We start from the raw sequence: 15,040 nt of genomic DNA, 5'->3' as shown, positions 1-15,040 counted from the left end.
GAAAGGCGTAGGTTAGGGGACCGAGACGAATTCGCTGAGCCAGAGGTGCCATTCCGGAAACGGGTCCTTCGGCAGTTCGTCTTCGGAAGGGCCAGGGTCTTCGGGCACATCGAAATCCGGGAGGTCCAGGTCCTTCACCAGGTCAAACTCTTCCGGCAGTGCAAAGCACGCAGGTACCTCAAGGTCGTCGGGCATGTTGAAGTACTCGGGCACGTACAAGTCCTGACTCTTCGGCCTAGCCGCTGAAGATGCGTTCCGTAGTCCCGCATGCCCTTCCGGCCATCGTGGTGGTTCCCAGTCCTGGTGTTCGCTTGTGTAGTGGCGGCCGGTGGGTGAGGTCCAGCCGGGTGGTTCGTCCTTGGTGGCTGGTGTGGGTTTCCAGGCGCTGGTGTGCCGGAGTTTGTGGTGTTTCGGGCAGGGCTGGCCGAGGTTGCTGATCCCGGTGGTGCCGCCGTTGTGCCAGGCGAGGAGGTGGTCGGCCTCGTTGTCGAGGGAGTGGTTGCTGCAGCCGGGGAAGGGGCATTTGCCGTCCCTTAGCCTGAGCCAGTTCCGCATCGCCTTGCTGACCCGGTAGCTGGTACGGCCGATTTCCAGCGGCGCCCCGTCCCGCGGGTCCACCAGCACCCGGTAGAAAGAGTTCGCACCGCCGGCGACGAGATCCCGGGCCATGGACGCCGGGATGGGCCCGTACCCGTCCAGCATGGCCGGTTCCCCGGTGAGGCCCATCAGCGAGAACACGGGCACGGTGACCAGGACCTCGGCCCGGGGCGAGGCAGTCCCGTTGCCTCCGCTGCCGGTGCCGCCGAGGAGCCCTGCGTTGAGAAGCCCTGCGGCGAAACTGTCGGCCCTTAGCTGGGTCAGGGTGCGGGCCTCGTCCGGTCCCTGCAGGCCCCGGGAGAGTGCCGTGAGCCGGTTCCAGACCGCCGAGGCCTGGTCCGCGGGAAGGTACGCGGCAATCCAGGCCATCCCGTCATTGTCCGGCCAGTATTCCACCCGCCGGTCCGCCGCCGACTTGGCGTGCCGCTTCTCCAGGCTCTCCGGATGGTGCCGTTCCCGCCAAGTACGGGCCTTGGCCTTGAACCGGTAGGCGGGCATCTCCCCCATCGGACACCCGCGCACCGCACCAGGTGCCTCCACATCAGGTGCCTCCACGTCAGGTGCCTCCGGGTCCAGGAAGTGCGCCTCCAGGGCCGCTGCCGCGGACGGGTCAAGGCGTACAGCCTGGTCCACCATGGTCCGCGCATGTGCCCAGGAGATGGTCCCGGCCTGCAACGCCGCCAGCGTCCGGGGCAGCGAGGTGGTCAGCGCATGGGCTTCAGCCAGCAAAGCACCGGCGGCCCGATCACCGATGGCCAGCGCACACCCGACCTCGGCCACCAGGCTCCGGTCCTGCGCCGTAGCCTCGTAAGGGGATCCGGGCGGAGGATTCATCGCCCTTGTGGCCCCGGCCAGGACCGCCGCAGCCAGCGCCTTCGCCGCCGCCAACTTCGCTTCCGACCGCGCCACCCCGCCCAGGACGTCCAAGGCCGCATCAACAACCCGCTGCAACGGATCATCACCGAGAACGCCGGCGTCACCGTCACCGGAAGCGGCAGGCCCGCCTTCGCCAAAACAACCGGAAGCGGAGTAACTTTCACCAAGCGCAGCCATAAACGCAGCGACAGAAGCGTCAACCGCTTCCTCCGCCTGCACCACCGCCGCGCTCGATTCCATACCTCCATCATCGTGAGGGGGTCCGACATTATTAGGCCGTACTAAGCCCTTCATGAAATACTTTTGAATCTTTTTGTGCCATCTATTCGGGGAAGCGGCGTCCTAGCCTTTCCGGGACAAAATGCCGGTTGCAGGTGCGACGAGCTGTGGTGCCCTGCCAACGTCCCGTGCCATACTCAGCGCGTGACGGCGTCGTATTCCTTTAAGGCCGGGTTGTGGCTCTATCCCGGGGAAGCCGGTTGGCATTTCCTGACCCTGCCGGTCAACGTCGCGGACGATATCCGCGCGCGAACCGCTGGCCACAGCAAAGCCTTCGGTTCGGTCAAAGTTACGGCGGAAATCGCCGGCCAGGCATGGCAAACCTCGCTCTTCGCGGATACCAAGACCGGCACGTACCTTTTGCCCGTCAAAAAGGACATCAGGGACAAGGCAATGATTAGCGCCGGTGACGAAGTAGCCGTCCACCTTTCCCTGCATAACCTTTGAGGCCCGGGCCGCGGCTCGGCCCGGGTGCCGCAGCCGGACTGCTAGATCTGCTTCAGCGCCTGCTCCAGGTCGCCAATCAGATCGTCCACGTCCTCCAGCCCCACCGAAAGCCGCACCACGCCGTCGCTCAAGCCAATGGCGGCCCGGCCCTCAGGTCCCATCGCCCGGTGCGTGGTGGTGGCAGGGTGCGTGATGAGCGACTTGGCGTCGCCCAGGTTGTTGGAGATGTCGATGATCCGCAGGCCGTCCAGCAGCGCAAACGCCGCCTCCTTGCCCGAGCGCCCGCCGGAGGGGGCGAGTTCCAAGGTGAGGACCGTTCCGCCGGCGCTCATCTGCTTTGCGGCCAGCTCGTACTGCGGGTGCGACTTCAGGAGCGGGTACTTCACCCAGCTGACGGCAGGCTGTTCCTCCAGCCATTCCGCGAGGCGCAGGGCTGACGCCGAGGAGTGGTTGACGCGCAGCGCCATGGTCTCGAGGCCCTTGGTCAGGACCCAGGCGTTGAACGCGGACAGCGCCGGTCCGGTGTGGCGCATCAGCTGCTTCACCGGCCCGTCAATAAACTCCTTGGTGCCCAGGATGGCGCCGCCCAGCACCCGGCCCTGGCCGTCAATGTGCTTGGTTCCCGAGTAGACAACCACGTCGGCGCCGAACTGTCCGCACCGCTGCAGCAGGGGTGTGGCAAAGACGTTGTCGACGACGACGGTGGCCCCGGCCGCATGCGCCAGGTCGCTGACGGCAGCGATGTCCACGATCTCCTGCATCGGATTGGACGGCGATTCGAAGAAGACGGCGGCGGTGGGCTGGGAGAGGGCCTCGCGCCACTGTTCCAGGTCCGGACCGTCCACGAAGACGGTCTCCACGCCCCAGCGGGGAAGGATTTCGTTGAGGATCACGAAGCAGGAGCCGAACAGCGAACGAGCCGCAACCACGCGGTCCCCGGCAGCCAGCAGCGCACCCAAGGCGGTGAACACCGCGGACATGCCGGACGCCGTCGCAAAGCACGCCTCCGTGCCTTCCAGGAGGCGGAGCCGCTCCTGGAACGTGGCCACGGAGGGGTTGCCGTAGCGCGAGTAGACAAAGCGTTCGTCCTCGCCCGTGAAGGCCCGCTCCGCAGCGGCGGCGGATTCGTATACAAAACCGGAGTTCAGGAAGACAGCCTCGCTGGTTTCCTGGAAGTTGGTGCGGTCCAGCCCGCCGCGGACGGCCTGGGTGTCGGGGCTCCAGCCGGCGGCGTCTTCGTTGAAGGTCACTAGTTCTTTCCCAGGTTGGTCGGCAGGCCGCGGTTCTTCCAGCCGTTGACGGTACGTTCTCCGTAACGGTCCGGCTCGCCCTCAAAGCCCTCCAGGACGTTGTAGGAGGTGAAGCCGGCCTGCGTGGCGGCCATTGCGGCCGCGATGGAACGCTGGCCGGAACGGCACAGGAACACCAGTTCGGTCGACTTGTCCTCGGGCGCCTGCCGGCTAAGGTCGGTGATGAAGTCAGGGTTGGGGATTCCGCCCGGGAAGGTCCACTGGATGAACAGCGGATCGTTCTCGGTGGCCTTGGTGTCAGGAATGCCGATGTGGGCCCATTCGCCCTCCGTGCGCACGTCCACCAGGATGGCGCCCTGCTCGAGCTTTTCCCAGGCCTCCTGCGGGGTCAGGTCTCCGGCGTAGCTCATGCGTGGCCCTCGCCGTCGAAGTCGAGGTCATCGCCGGTGGACTCGAGGTCGTCAACAGCGTCCGCCACGGCAGCGTCCGCGGAAGCGATGGCTGAGGGCAGGACCACCGCCTGCGCCACGATCACACTGCTGCCGTTGAAGGTTGCCGCCGGGCTGCCGTGCAGGACATAGCCTTCCGCCAGCGCGGCGGAGATCCGCTCGCAAAAGGCCCGGTCATCCGGCCCGCTGATGAGGCGGTACGACAATTTCTCTTCAGGGGCAGGTGCGTCAGACACGACGGATCTCCTTCTCTCACGCTTGCAGCTCGAATGGGTCGATATGCCGAGTGTTCACCTGAGGCACCCCGCCGCGAAAGGAGGGTTGCCGACCGGCCAGTCAGGGCTTGGCGCCGGTACTCATTACTCCCCAAGAACGTAACACTTGCCGCCCGGCCCCGCACCGCCGCCGTCGTCATGTTGCGTAACTGAAGTACCCAGGGCGCCGCAGTGGAGCCTGGCCGCCGTCCGGCATCTTCATCCAAAGTACGACGGCGGCTCCTCCTTGGGTGTCAGGGCACCGTGCGGGACCTGGGGGAGCGGCAGCATCAGTTGATGTAGCAGTAGGTGCCGCGCCCAAAAGGAACGGCGTGGACGCCGTGCCCCAAGGCACGTGGTCCACGCCGGATTCGTTTCGACGCTGGTGCTTAGACGAGGCCGGGGTAGCTGGCCAGGATGTAGTCGGCAGCAGCGGGGCCTTTCATGCGCAGCCCTTTGCGGCCGTGCCTGATGCGGCAGTTCATGGCTATCCAGAAATCGGACTCGGGGCCGGGCTGCTGCTGGTTGATGAAGCACCAGCTGGTGTACAGGCCATAAAGGCGGTCCCGGTCGAGGGTGGCGTCGGAGGCCTGGTCAATGTAGGTGGCTTCTTTGAGAAAGAGATCGAACTGCGAATGCGCCATGACGGCTTCCCTTCGCTACGTGCGGTGGTGCCGCCGTTCGGCTACAGCAGCGGACCTCAATGCCGTGCACGGGGCATCGAGTGTTGAGAATGCCCGCGGAAATCAGGGGCTAGGTGAAATCAAGGGCTACGGGGCGGTGTCACGGCCGCATCTACAATGTAGACTTTACTCGTAGACAACCAATTCGGCAAGCGAATGGATTACCTATTCGGGTAAGAGGGCTTGCTGCCTTCCAGGACGGAAATCATGGCCTCCCCGAAAACCCAGTCCCCCGCCGGGCCGGCCCAAAAGCAAAAGCTGAGCAGGCAGCTCGTGCTGACCAAGGCGCTCGAAGTCGTTGACGAGGAAGGTTTGGAGGCGCTGACCATGCGCCGCCTTGGCCAGGAGTTGGGCCGGGACCCAATGAGCCTTTACCGCTATGCGGAGAACCGCGCCGCACTGCTGGACGGCGTCACCGAACTGGTGCTCAACGAACTCACTATCCACCCCGAAGATCCCGATTGGAAAGCCCAGCTGCGCCGCATCGCGCACGACCTTCGGAATCTTGCGCTCCAGCACCCCAATGTGGTGCCGCTGCTCGTGACCAGGCCGCTCTCCACCCCGCTGGGGCTGCGGCCGCTGGGCACGCTGCGTCCTCTCGAGCAGATCCTGTCCCTGCTGATTGGGGCAGGGTTCAGCCCCGCGGATGCCCTCCACGTCTACCGCGCTTACTACGGCTTCCTCTACGGCCACATCCTGAATGAGCTGCAGGAATTCGTTGTGGACCCGGAGGAAAACGAAGTGCTACTGCGGCTGGGACTGCACCGGTTGCCTGCCAAGGAGTTCCCGCGGCTGCGTGCGCTGGCCCCCGCCCTGGCGGACTACGAAGGATCCGCGGAACTCGACCAAGGGCTGAGTATCCTGCTCTCCGGCCTTGAAGCCCAACTGTCCCTTCAGGACGCCTAGCCAGCCGGCTAGCCCGCCGTCGGGGCAGGCGTTCCGGTCGGGTTATTCGAACGAGGCCCGCCGCTTGTCCTGTTGCCGCGTGGCCCAGACGTCCGGCCGGTTAACCTTGAAACGGCGGCCGGTCAGGGCGCGGGCTGTCAGGCGGATGTAGTTTGCCTTTTCTCCCGGCTGCCATGGCTCCAGCCCCAGTCTGTCCACGGCGTCCTTGTCCGCCTGGTCCTCGATGACCGCCGTATCGCCGCGCAGCACCACGCTCCAGGCCTCTTCGGTATGGGGATCGTAGCCGTCGATCTCCAGGGCGGCAGGCCTCTCTGCCAGGGCACTCCACAGCTTGGTGACGCCGGCGGTACGGAACGCGATGCTGCGGCGGTGCACTACGTAGTTGATCGGAAAGATCTCGGGGTGGCCGTCAACCACCAGTGCAAGGCGGCCGACAGTGTCATTGGCCAGGAGTTCCCAGCATTCGTCAAAGGTCAGGTTGTCATTCGGCTGCGTCTGCGAGTCCATGAACCACACCTTACGGCCACTTCCCCCGCCGGACCTAGGGTGCAGGGGCCGGAATCACGGGCCCCTTATTGGATGCCCGCGAACAACTCGTTCAGTTCGGCGGTCAGCTCCTTCTGGACGGACGGCGTGCCGATTTCCTTGCCGTCGATCCGGTTCACCGGCGCCAGTAAACGGACGCTGGAGATCAGCCACACGGCGTCGGCGTCCAGCAGGTCCTGCGGCTCAAGCGGGCCGTAGCCCAGTTCCCAGCCCGCAGCCTTCGCCGCGGTGAACAGCGCGCCCTGCGAGGTGCCTGCCAGGATGCCGCTGTCCAGCTGGGGTGTGATGAGGCGCTTGACGGAAGCGCCGTCGTCGGACGTTCCTGCGTGGGCCAGCAGCACGGTGGAGGTGGGCCCCTCCAGCACCCGGCCGTCGGAGGAGATGAAGATGACGTCGTCCGCGCCCTGTTTGTGGGCATGGCGCAGTGCGGCCATGTTGACCGCGTAGGACAGCGTCTTCGCGCCGAGCAGCAGCCAGGGGGCGCGCTCGGCGGCGCCGCTGTCGTAGCCACGGTCAAGGAGGATGACGTCGATTCCCGTCTCGCGCTGGCGCCGCGCCAACGCCCCGGTGGGGGACACCTGGACCCAGGCGGTGGGCGCCGCGGCGCCCTCCGCTCCGCGGGTCACTACCAGTTTGACGACGAGTTCGTCCTCGGCGGCAGAGGCGGCCGGATGCCGGGACCGGTGCTCGTTCAATGCAGTGGTGATGGCCCTGCGCCATCCGTCCTCAGCCGGGATAACCAGGTCAAGGGCGTCCGCGGAACCGGCCAGGCGGTCCAGGTGGGCCTGGATCTTCCGCACATTGCCGCCTACAGCCAGCATGGTTTCAAAGATCCCGTCCCCCCGGGTTGCGCCCTGGTCCGTGACCATGAGCTGGGGTTTGGAGGCATCGGCGAGCCGGCCGTCCGGGAACGCGGGATCGAGGAAAACGAGAACCACGGAAGCTGGAGAGGTCATGGCTCCAGCTTAGTGCGCTGCCGCAACGGATAAGCTGGGCAGAGCGCCCTGGCTGGAAACGGTCCGCCGGGAGCCCATCCTCCGGGGGTTAATTTCGTGTTGTGGCCATTCTCGCTTGCCGGCACCGCGCCGATGTGGGTGGTGGTGCTGCTGGGCGTCGCCGACCTCCTGATCAGGGTGCTGGCTCTGGGCATCATTCCGGGAAACAGGCGTCCCACCACGGCGATGGCGTGGCTGCTGGGCATCTTCTTCGTGCCGTTCTTGGGCATCCTGCTGTTCCTGCTGTTCGGCAACTTCAAGCTGTCCAGCCGCCGCCGGGCGCAGCAGGAGCAGGTGAACGACCGGGTGCGCGCCGGGATCTCCTCGCTTGCCGACGTCGAAAGCGACTACCCCGGACCTGAATGGGTGAAGTCCGCCGCGGAACTGAACCGCCGGCTCGGCTCCCTGCCCATGGTGGACGGCAACTCCGTGGACCTGATCCCCGGCTATCCGGACTCGATCCTGCAGATGACCGAGGCCGTGCGCAAGGCGAAAAAGTTTGTCAACGCCGAGTTCTACATCATGAGCACGGACCACATCACCGACGATCTCCTCACAGCGCTGGAGGAGGCGGCCGAGCGCGGCGTCGAGGTCCGCGTGCTCTTCGACCACATCGGCACCCTGCGGGTCAAGGGTTACCGGAAGCTCCTGAAGCGGCTACGGGCAGGCAAGATCCAGTGGAAGCGCATGCTTCCGCTCCTGCCCATCCACGGCCAGTGGCGCAGGCCGGACCTGCGGAACCATCGCAAAATCATGGTGATCGACGGCGAGATTGCCTTCACCGGCTCGCAGAACCTGATCGAGCCCTCCTACAACAACCCCCGGCACCGCAAGGCGGGCCGCGAATGGGTGGAGCTGATGGCGCGCCTGCACGGGCCCATCGTGACCACATTGAACGTCGTCTTCGCCACCGACTGGCTCAGCGAAACCGACGAATCCCTGGAGCACCAGCTGCAGCTCCCGTCCAACCCGCACCCGGGGAACGTGACTGCACAGGTGGTGCCGAGCGGCCCGGGGTTCATCACCGAGAACAACCTTCGGCTTTTCAACACGCTCATCTACTCCGCCCAGCACCGGATCTCGATCTGCAGCCCGTACTTCGTCCCGGATGATTCGCTGCTTTATGCCATCACCACCGCCGCCCAGCGCGGCGTGGAAGTGGAGCTGTTCGTCTCCGAGAAGGGCGACCAGTTCCTGGTCCACCACGCCCAGCGCTCCTACTATGAGGCGCTGCTCGAAGCCGGCGTCCGGATCTACCTGTACAAGGCCCCGTTCGTGCTCCATGCCAAGCACTTCACCATCGACGACGAAGTGGCGGTCCTGGGCTCCAGCAACATGGACATGCGCTCCTTCTCCCTGAACCTTGAGGTGTCCGTGATGCTGCTGGGCGAGGACATCGTCACCAAGATGCGTGCAGTGGAGGATACCTACCGGGACATCTCCCACGAGCTGAGACTGGCGGACTGGCTCCAGCGGCCGCTCGCGGCACGTTACGTGGACAACGTGGCGCGGCTGACGGCAACGGTCCAGTAGCAGCCTTCAGGAATCCGGGAATTCCGTCCCCAGCGTGGAGAGCACTCCGAACGCCTTGGTCCGGATTTCGTCGTACTCCTCGTCCGGCACCGAGTCGGCAGTAATGGCGCCCCCGACGCCGAGCGTCAGTTCCGCCGTTCCGTCGCCGGGGGCGTCGACCACCAGGGTCCGGATGGCGACGGCGAGGTCCGTGGCGCCGTTCAGCGAGAAGTAGCCGATGGCGCCGGAGTAGAGCCCGCGCCCGCCACCTTCGAGCCGGTCCAGGATGGCCATGGTGCTGATCTTGGGCGCGCCGGTCATCGAGCCCGCCGGGAAGCAGGCAGCCACGGCTTCGGCCCGCGAGGATCCCCGCTTCAGCTGCGCATCGATGGTGCTGACCATCTGGTGCACCGTGGCGTAGCTTTCGATGGCGCAGAGCCTGCTGACCGTGACGGAGCCCGGGACAGCGAAATGGCTTAGGTCGTTCCGCAGCAGGTCCACGATCATGATGTTCTCGGCGCGGTCCTTCAGCGACGCCGCCAGCTCCGTGCGAAGCTGCGCGTCCTCCTGCGGGTCGGCACCCCGGCGGCGGGTGCCTTTGATGGGCTCGGCGCGCATGCCGCCGTCGGACGCTATCTTCAGGAACCGCTCGGGCGAGGTGCTGGCCACCGAGAGCCCGCCGAACGTCAGGTAACTGGCGAACGGGGCCGGATTCCTCCGGCGCAGGGCCAGGTATGCCTGCCACGGATCCATCGTGGCCGCCGAAACCTTCGCTGACAGAGTGGTGGTCAGGCAGACCTCGTACGTGTTTCCCTCGGCGATTTCGTGCTGGGCGGCAGCGATTTTCTCCCGGTACTGCCCGCCGGTATCGCGGCTGCGGAATGCGGGCGCTTCCGGAAGTACGACGCCGTTGCTGCCGCCGGCTTGGGCCGCCGCGGCCGCCTGCGCGGCGGGATGGGCCGCTGCCTCGACGGCTGCGCGCCCGTCCTCCAGCCACTCGTCTGCATCCGGGGCGTCGAGCGCCAGGAGCCAGGCAGTCCCGGCAGCGTGGTCCAAAACGACGGCCCTGCCGGCGAAGATCAACGAAGCATCAGGGGTGGGTGCGGATTGATCGGAGCCGCCGGTCTCCCGTTTGAGTTCGTAGCCCAGGCAGCCCAGCCAACCCAGGGTGAACTCGCCGGGGTAGCCGTCAGGGGTGCTGACCGCCGGGTTGCCCCAGACTGTGTCCAGCCAGCGGAAGAAGGGGCCGTCCACCGTGGCGGTGGCGCAACCTGCCCTGAGCTCACTATGTCCGGAACGGTGCGTCATGGACTGGCCGTGCATCCCGGCGTCGTCCGCCATGATGCTGAAGCGGCTCCGCCCTGCCGCCCCGGAGCCCGCTTGGCCACTCGGGGAAAGCCCGGCCAAGCCCGTGTCCGAGGAGTCGAGCCAGACGGCGTTGGCCGAGGTGCCGTAGAGGGACTTGAACAGCGCTGCTGGATCCGGACTGCCGTCCAGCTGTTCAGTGCGCACGCTGAGGCCCCGGCGCGCCGAAAGTTCGGGGGACAGCGCAGGGGCAAGGGCGGGAAGGTACGGCAGGAGTTGCAGGACGTCCGCGGGGGCAGCCCCGTCCGCGCGGTTCATTACGCGTACGTCGGCATGCTGCGGGACGTCGTCGGCGCCCAGCCATTCCTCTTCCTGCGCCGCCCACTGGTCCCAGTAGGGTTCGTAGGTGCTGCCGTCGCGGTCCAGCGCCCGGGTGCGGCGGATCTCCTCCGGTGAGTCCGCCCAGATGACGGCGCTGAGCAGGGGCCGGGCCGCAGCCGCGGCGGCGCCCACTCCCTCAACGATGACAATCTCGGCCGGCAGCGTGACCCGGGAGTCGCCGTCGTAATGTTTCTCCCAGTCCCAGCTGGTCCAGGTGGCGGCCTCGCCTCGGCTCAGGGGTTCCAGCACCGTGGCAACGTAGCGGTCGATGCCGACCATCAGGCCGTTCCAGCCGGGGTAGAGGTCCTCGAGGTGGAACAGCGAAACCCGGTGGTGGGCGCGCAGGCGCGCTGCCAGTTCAATGGCAAGGGTGGTCTTTCCTGCGCCCGAGCGCCCGTCGATGGCAATGATGACGGGGGCTGGGCTCATGGATTAGACAGTACCGTCATCCCTGCCGCGCTTTCATCCGGGGGTTCTTCTTGTTGATGACAAAGGTCCTCCCGCGCCGCCGGACAACCTGTGCGCCGGGGATCCTTTTCAGTGCGCGGAGTGAATTCCGTACCTTCATGCCGTGCTCCTTGTTTGGTGGTGGTGCAATGCCAGTTCTTCATCGGTGAGCTGGCAGGACATCAGCAGGTTCCCGAATTCCCCTGCGTCAAGGTCCTCGCCTGTCGCTGCGATGACAGAGGAGGCCGGGGTGCCGTAGCCGGCCGCCTGGTTTCCCGCCCTGGGTGCGGCATCGCCCTCTGGCCAGGCACCGAGGTTCTCCAGCCACACGCGGGGGCCGATGCCCTGGATCCCTATCCGGCAGGCCGGGGCGGAAGCTATCCACAGCTGGCCGCGCAGGAGGCAGCATCCCTCTGCCAGAGCTGCCAGTGCGTCCCGGAACCGCCCGGGGTGCAGCGGCCGCTCGATGCGGTGGAACACCGTGGCAAACGGCGACTCCGTGCTGCGGGCCGGGGAACCGGGCGGATGCGCGTGTCCGGGTGCTGTCCTGGCCACCGCGTCGGCGTATCGGTGCAGTCCCTGCCGGACTGCTGCCGCATCACGGGCCACCTCCGCGTGCGGAGCGAGTTCACGGAGCAGGTGCAGCCCGCGTTCGCGGCCAAGTGGATCCGGCGGCACAATGTCCGGCTCGGTGAGCAACACGGTATCCGCGAAGGCGAGTTCGCCCACCAGGAATTCGCCCGGCGTCCGCTCGTCTTCCGGTGCGGGAGTGAAGCCTGATTCAAACAAGGTGTGGGCATCCCAAATCTGGTCTTCCAAAGCATCCGGGGAACACGCGAGGAGCACGGTACCCACGGTGGCTGCGCGGGTGGGGCCGCGCCGCAGTGCGGACACCGCGGCTGATGCGGGGACGGCAGGCGGCAGGCCGATGATAATGGGGGCCTTGCTGTTCCGGAGCAGCCGTTCGATGCTGGGGACAAGATCCAGCCGGACCGCGCAGCTGAGGCAGCCGTGTTCCAGCATGGTCTCTTCGCGTTCCAGGAGGATCCGGCCGCTGAATATGCGTCGGACCACGAGCCCGTCCTCCATGAGGTCATGAAGGACCACCAGGCTGCCGGGATGGGCTGCCGCAAGGTCTTCGCACGCCTGCTGCCGGCAGAGTGCATCAAGGGAACTGATGACGGTGAGGTTCATGTTGTCCAACTTAGTTGAGAATGGTTCTCAACTACAAATGGAGGGTCAGCCTTTGGCTGCCTGCCGTCGTCGCGCCTTTTTGCTCCGCCTGGCTGTCCCGTCCTGCTTGCCTAAGCCTGCTGGAGCTCGGCGTTCCGGACGGCGGCCACTTTGATGTAATCCACCAGTCCGGGAAGTGCGGCGTGTATCTGATGCCAGACGGTGTCGAAATCGGCATGGCCGCCGTACCAGGGGTCTTCGATGCCCTGGTCAAGAAGGTCTTTCTCCGCCAGTTGCGGGTCGAAGCTGCGCAGCATCCGGATCTTGTCCCGGGCCTCCTGGCCCGGGGCGGACTCGCTCAACCAGGCGTGGTGGTCGATGTCGAGTGCCAGGATCAGGTCCCGTTCGCGGAACCATTCCGGCTGCCACTGGCGGGCAATGTGCCGGTTGGAGGTAAGTTGCGTCGTTGCCAGCCGCCTGGCCGCCCGCGGGTCTATGGGCCGTCCGGCCTCGTATCCGGTTGTTCCCGCGGAGTCCACCGTGACCAGGCCACCAAGCCCTGCGTGGCCCAGGGCCGCGGCGAGCATCAACTCGGCCATGGGGGACCGGCAGATGTTCCCGGTGCAGACGGCGATCACGCGGTATGGGCTCGACGGTGAGTTCATGATGCTAAGCATGCGCGCTATTTGCTCCTGTTGGCTAGCGGGTGATTCACAATGCTTGACTGGTTTGTAAAGATTCTGGACTTTTCGGTCAGATGCCCTTCCCTGGACCGGCCGGAGCGCGCCGCCTCTCAGTGGAGAAAGGCCAGCAAGATGCCCACGGCCACGAACAGCACCCCGAAGGACCGGTTGAGGACAAGTTGGCCGCGGGCGCTGTGGGTGAACCGCTCAAAGGACCGGGCCGCGGCGGCGAAGAAGAACCACATCACCAGGATGTCAATGGCGACGATGGTTGCCGTCAGTACGGCGTACTGCGCCAGGAGGGGCTGCTCCGGCCGAATGAACTGGGGCATGAAGGCGAGGAAGAAAATGATGGCCTTCGGGTTCAGCAGATTCACCCAGAACCCGCGCCGGAAGATGGACCAGGCGGGCTCGTTCCGAAGGCCGGCAATCTTCTCCTGTTCGAGGTCCGGCTTGCTGAGGAACTGCCGGATGCCCAGGTACACCAGGTAGGCGGCGCCCGAATAGCGGATCACGTTGAAGGCGACGGGCGAGCTGGCAACGAGCACCCCCACGCCAAGGGCAACGATCACCACGTGGATCACCAGTGCTGCCTGCTGGCCGAGAATTCCCCACATGGAACGCCGGAACCCGGCATTGAGCGAGTTGCTCATGGTATTGATGGCTCCGGCGCCGGGGGTGAAGCTGATCAGGACGCCGGCGCCCGCCAGGGCGAGCCAAAGGGAGAATTGCACCAGTCAATCCTACGTGTGCCCGCCATGGCTGCCTGGCGGATGGGCGGGCCCTACGCCCGCGCGATTACCTCGCCGTTGGGGATCAGGAACCAGCCGTCGTCGGTGGATCCCCAGCGGTGCCAGCCCGCGGAAATCCTTGCCAGGTCCGCCGGGTTGGCGAAGCCGTACTCCAGTGCCTGCTCCGCGAAGGCCGAGTGCAGCACGCGTTCGCCCCAGACCCGGGCTTGCCACCGGCGCTGCTGGCCGGTGGCGTAGAGCCAGTTGCTGCTGGAGGGCGCGACGTCGGTGAAGCCGGCGGCCTGCGCCCAGCTGACAAGGCGCCGCCCGGCGTCGGGTTCTGCCCCGTTCCTGCGGGCGATGCGCTGGTACAGCTCCATCCACTCGTCGAGCTCCGGGATGGCGGGGTACCAGCTCATGCCGTGGAAGTCGGCGTCGCGCACGGCAACGATGCCGCCGGGCTTGGCCACCCGCCGCATCTCACGCAGCGCCTCCACGGGGTCTGTGAGGTGCTGAAGCACCTGGTGGGCGTGGACGACGTCGAAAGTCTCGTCCTCGAAGTCCAGATCGTAGATATTGCCGGCCACGAACTCGACGTTCGGCACCTCGCGCTCCATGGCGAGGGCCTTGGCCTGCGCGATGATGTCCGGTGAACGGTCCAGGCCAGTCACTTTTCCCGGCGCCACCAGGGCGGCGAAGTCGCACGTGATGGTGCCCGGGCCGCAGCCGACGTCGAGCACGTTGCAGCCGGGCGTGAGGTGCGGCAGGACGAACGCTGCCGAATTCTCGGCTGTCCTGGCGGCATGGGCGCGGACCACCGATTCGTGGTGGCCGTGCGTGTAAACGTCGTCTTCAGGCTGCTGCGCACTCATAACCAAACGCTACCCCCAACTAGGTAGCGCTAAGTGTCGTTTTGGCCCCTCAAAACGACACTTAGCGCTACCTAGTTGGGTGGGGCGGCGGTGTCCGATTGGCCTGCGGACGATTCTTCCCGCGCAGCAACCGTGGCTTCCACCATGGCGGTCATGAAACGGCTGACAGTCTCCAGTTCCTCCGGAGTGAACGCGGCCATGGCAGTTCCCAAGTGGCGCGCCAGCGGGGCGAATATGGTGCCGCCGTCCTGGAAGGCCTTGGGGGTCATCTTCAGCTGGACCTGCCGGCGGTCCGGGCCAAGCCGTTCGCGGGTCACGTGACCCGAATTGTCCAGCCGGTCGATCAGGGCTGTGGTGGCGGGCGAGCTCAGGTGCAGTTCCTTGCGCAGGAGCCCGGGCGTCACCACGTTCCCCTTCGCCGTGTGGCGCATGATCGCGGCCAGGGCATTGAGGTCCGTGCGGTGCATGTCCTTCCGCCCGCCTGCTGCATCCACGTACCGGTTGGCTTCCAACGTGAACTCCTGCAGGAGCAGGACCAGCGGGTGCGGTCCCGCGGGCGGGCCGGGGGGAGGTCCCTGCAAGGCCGGGCCGGTATTGCCTGCCATGTCCACCTCCTGAGTTTGGAGCGCCGGTGCACGGCGCCGGCGCTCGGCC

General features: G+C 66.2%; 17 protein-coding genes and 1 riboswitch. Of the genes, 3 read left to right on the top strand and 14 right to left on the bottom strand.

Going from position 1 to position 15,040, the window contains the following annotated elements; all coding sequences use genetic code 11:
- Positions 1 to 12: 12 nt before the first annotated feature.
- Positions 13 to 1,713, bottom strand: coding sequence for an HNH endonuclease signature motif containing protein (locus tag C3B78_RS18295; RefSeq protein ID WP_104999328.1), 1,701 nt, complete (start codon positions 1,711 to 1,713; stop codon positions 13 to 15).
- A 183-nt stretch (positions 1,714 to 1,896) separates the two neighbouring features.
- Here C3B78_RS18295 and C3B78_RS18290 point away from each other — a divergent pair, with 183 nt between their 5' ends.
- The gene (locus tag C3B78_RS18290; RefSeq protein WP_158677292.1) at positions 1,897 to 2,199 is read left to right on the top strand and encodes a DUF1905 domain-containing protein; all 303 of its coding nucleotides are present in this window, start codon (positions 1,897 to 1,899) and stop codon (positions 2,197 to 2,199) included.
- A gap of 41 nt (positions 2,200 to 2,240) precedes the next feature.
- Here C3B78_RS18290 and C3B78_RS18285 read toward each other — a convergent pair whose 3' ends face one another.
- From C3B78_RS18285 to C3B78_RS18270, 4 genes are all read right to left on the bottom strand, one after another.
- Positions 2,241 to 3,449 (bottom strand): O-succinylhomoserine sulfhydrylase, encoded by a 1,209-nt coding sequence (locus C3B78_RS18285; RefSeq protein WP_104999326.1) that lies wholly within the window; start codon positions 3,447 to 3,449, stop codon positions 2,241 to 2,243.
- Complete coding sequence (locus tag C3B78_RS18280) at positions 3,449 to 3,859, bottom strand: rhodanese-like domain-containing protein (protein ID WP_104999325.1); 411 nt, start codon at positions 3,857 to 3,859, stop codon at positions 3,449 to 3,451. Before C3B78_RS18280 ends, C3B78_RS18285 begins: the two co-directional genes overlap by 1 nt.
- Positions 3,856 to 4,134 (bottom strand): DUF1737 domain-containing protein, encoded by a 279-nt coding sequence (locus C3B78_RS18275; protein ID WP_104999324.1) that lies wholly within the window; start codon positions 4,132 to 4,134, stop codon positions 3,856 to 3,858. Before C3B78_RS18275 ends, C3B78_RS18280 begins: the two co-directional genes overlap by 4 nt.
- A 13-nt stretch (positions 4,135 to 4,147) precedes the next feature.
- A riboswitch (SAM riboswitch) is annotated at positions 4,148 to 4,262 on the bottom strand.
- Positions 4,263 to 4,541: 279 nt separating this feature from the next.
- Complete coding sequence (locus C3B78_RS18270) at positions 4,542 to 4,796, bottom strand: hypothetical protein (RefSeq protein ID WP_104999323.1); 255 nt, start codon at positions 4,794 to 4,796, stop codon at positions 4,542 to 4,544.
- A 246-nt stretch (positions 4,797 to 5,042) separates the two neighbouring features.
- Between C3B78_RS18270 and C3B78_RS18265 the strand changes: the two genes are divergently transcribed.
- Positions 5,043 to 5,741 carry a TetR/AcrR family transcriptional regulator C-terminal domain-containing protein gene (locus C3B78_RS18265; RefSeq protein ID WP_104999322.1) on the top strand — a complete coding sequence of 233 codons (699 nt, stop codon included), beginning with the start codon at positions 5,043 to 5,045 and terminating at the stop codon, positions 5,739 to 5,741.
- Positions 5,742 to 5,783: 42 nt separating this feature from the next.
- Here C3B78_RS18265 and C3B78_RS18260 read toward each other — a convergent pair whose 3' ends face one another.
- Positions 5,784 to 6,248 (bottom strand): pyridoxamine 5'-phosphate oxidase family protein, encoded by a 465-nt coding sequence (locus C3B78_RS18260; protein ID WP_104999885.1) that lies wholly within the window; start codon positions 6,246 to 6,248, stop codon positions 5,784 to 5,786.
- 65 nt (positions 6,249 to 6,313) lie between these two features.
- The gene (locus C3B78_RS18255) at positions 6,314 to 7,243 is read right to left on the bottom strand and encodes an aminodeoxychorismate lyase (RefSeq protein WP_104999321.1); all 930 of its coding nucleotides are present in this window, start codon (positions 7,241 to 7,243) and stop codon (positions 6,314 to 6,316) included.
- Between the two features lie 132 nt (positions 7,244 to 7,375).
- On the opposite strand from C3B78_RS18255, the gene cls reads away from it, so the two are divergent.
- A complete protein-coding gene (gene cls / locus C3B78_RS18250) occupies positions 7,376 to 8,815 on the top strand; it encodes a cardiolipin synthase (RefSeq protein WP_104999320.1) in 1,440 nt (479 codons plus the stop codon).
- Between the two features lie 6 nt (positions 8,816 to 8,821).
- Here cls and pabB read toward each other — a convergent pair whose 3' ends face one another.
- From pabB to C3B78_RS18215, 7 genes are all read right to left on the bottom strand, one after another.
- Positions 8,822 to 10,909, bottom strand: coding sequence for an aminodeoxychorismate synthase component I (pabB, locus tag C3B78_RS18245; RefSeq protein WP_104999319.1), 2,088 nt, complete (start codon positions 10,907 to 10,909; stop codon positions 8,822 to 8,824).
- Between the two features lie 16 nt (positions 10,910 to 10,925).
- Positions 10,926 to 11,048, bottom strand: coding sequence for a type B 50S ribosomal protein L36 (gene ykgO, locus C3B78_RS18240; RefSeq protein ID WP_104999318.1), 123 nt, complete (start codon positions 11,046 to 11,048; stop codon positions 10,926 to 10,928).
- A complete protein-coding gene (locus C3B78_RS18235; protein ID WP_104999317.1) occupies positions 11,045 to 12,121 on the bottom strand; it encodes a GTP-binding protein in 1,077 nt (358 codons plus the stop codon). Before C3B78_RS18235 ends, ykgO begins: the two co-directional genes overlap by 4 nt.
- A 110-nt stretch (positions 12,122 to 12,231) precedes the next feature.
- On the bottom strand, positions 12,232 to 12,777 hold the full coding sequence (locus C3B78_RS18230) for a low molecular weight protein-tyrosine-phosphatase (protein ID WP_234005458.1): 546 nt from the start codon (positions 12,775 to 12,777) through the stop codon (positions 12,232 to 12,234).
- Positions 12,778 to 12,893: 116 nt separating this feature from the next.
- Complete coding sequence (locus tag C3B78_RS18225) at positions 12,894 to 13,517, bottom strand: LysE family transporter (protein WP_104999316.1); 624 nt, start codon at positions 13,515 to 13,517, stop codon at positions 12,894 to 12,896.
- 50 nt (positions 13,518 to 13,567) lie between these two features.
- Positions 13,568 to 14,386, bottom strand: a complete 819-nt coding sequence (locus tag C3B78_RS18220; protein ID WP_104999315.1) for a methyltransferase domain-containing protein — start codon at positions 14,384 to 14,386, stop codon at positions 13,568 to 13,570.
- Between the two features lie 71 nt (positions 14,387 to 14,457).
- Positions 14,458 to 14,991 (bottom strand): MarR family winged helix-turn-helix transcriptional regulator, encoded by a 534-nt coding sequence (locus C3B78_RS18215; RefSeq protein WP_104999314.1) that lies wholly within the window; start codon positions 14,989 to 14,991, stop codon positions 14,458 to 14,460.
- Positions 14,992 to 15,040 lie beyond the last annotated feature (49 nt).

Origin of the sequence: Arthrobacter sp. PGP41 (genome assembly GCF_002953935.1) — a bacterium.
Classification (GTDB): Bacteria; Actinomycetota; Actinomycetes; order Actinomycetales; family Micrococcaceae; genus Arthrobacter.
Note: the sequence above shows the minus strand (reverse complement) of the source record. Positions and strands in the feature narration are given on the sequence as shown.

Coding starts and splice junctions, on each gene's coding strand:
- C3B78_RS18295 (WP_104999328.1), bottom strand. CDS start 1,713: ATGGAATCGAGCGCGGCGGTGGTGCAGGCGGAGGAAGCGGTTGACGCT.
- C3B78_RS18280 (WP_104999325.1), bottom strand. CDS start 3,859: ATGAGCTACGCCGGAGACCTGACCCCGCAGGAGGCCTGGGAAAAGCTC.
- C3B78_RS18270 (WP_104999323.1), bottom strand. CDS start 4,796: ATGGCGCATTCGCAGTTCGATCTCTTTCTCAAAGAAGCCACCTACATT.
- C3B78_RS18265 (WP_104999322.1), top strand. CDS start 5,043: ATGGCCTCCCCGAAAACCCAGTCCCCCGCCGGGCCGGCCCAAAAGCAA.
- C3B78_RS18260 (WP_104999885.1), bottom strand. CDS start 6,248: ATGGACTCGCAGACGCAGCCGAATGACAACCTGACCTTTGACGAATGC.
- C3B78_RS18255 (WP_104999321.1), bottom strand. CDS start 7,243: ATGACCTCTCCAGCTTCCGTGGTTCTCGTTTTCCTCGATCCCGCGTTC.
- cls (WP_104999320.1), top strand. CDS start 7,376: ATGTGGGTGGTGGTGCTGCTGGGCGTCGCCGACCTCCTGATCAGGGTG.
- pabB (WP_104999319.1), bottom strand. CDS start 10,909: ATGAGCCCAGCCCCCGTCATCATTGCCATCGACGGGCGCTCGGGCGCA.
- ykgO (WP_104999318.1), bottom strand. CDS start 11,048: ATGAAGGTACGGAATTCACTCCGCGCACTGAAAAGGATCCCCGGCGCA.
- C3B78_RS18235 (WP_104999317.1), bottom strand. CDS start 12,121: ATGAACCTCACCGTCATCAGTTCCCTTGATGCACTCTGCCGGCAGCAG.
- C3B78_RS18230 (WP_234005458.1), bottom strand. CDS start 12,777: ATGCTTAGCATCATGAACTCACCGTCGAGCCCATACCGCGTGATCGCC.
- C3B78_RS18220 (WP_104999315.1), bottom strand. CDS start 14,386: ATGAGTGCGCAGCAGCCTGAAGACGACGTTTACACGCACGGCCACCAC.
- C3B78_RS18215 (WP_104999314.1), bottom strand. CDS start 14,991: ATGGCAGGCAATACCGGCCCGGCCTTGCAGGGACCTCCCCCCGGCCCG.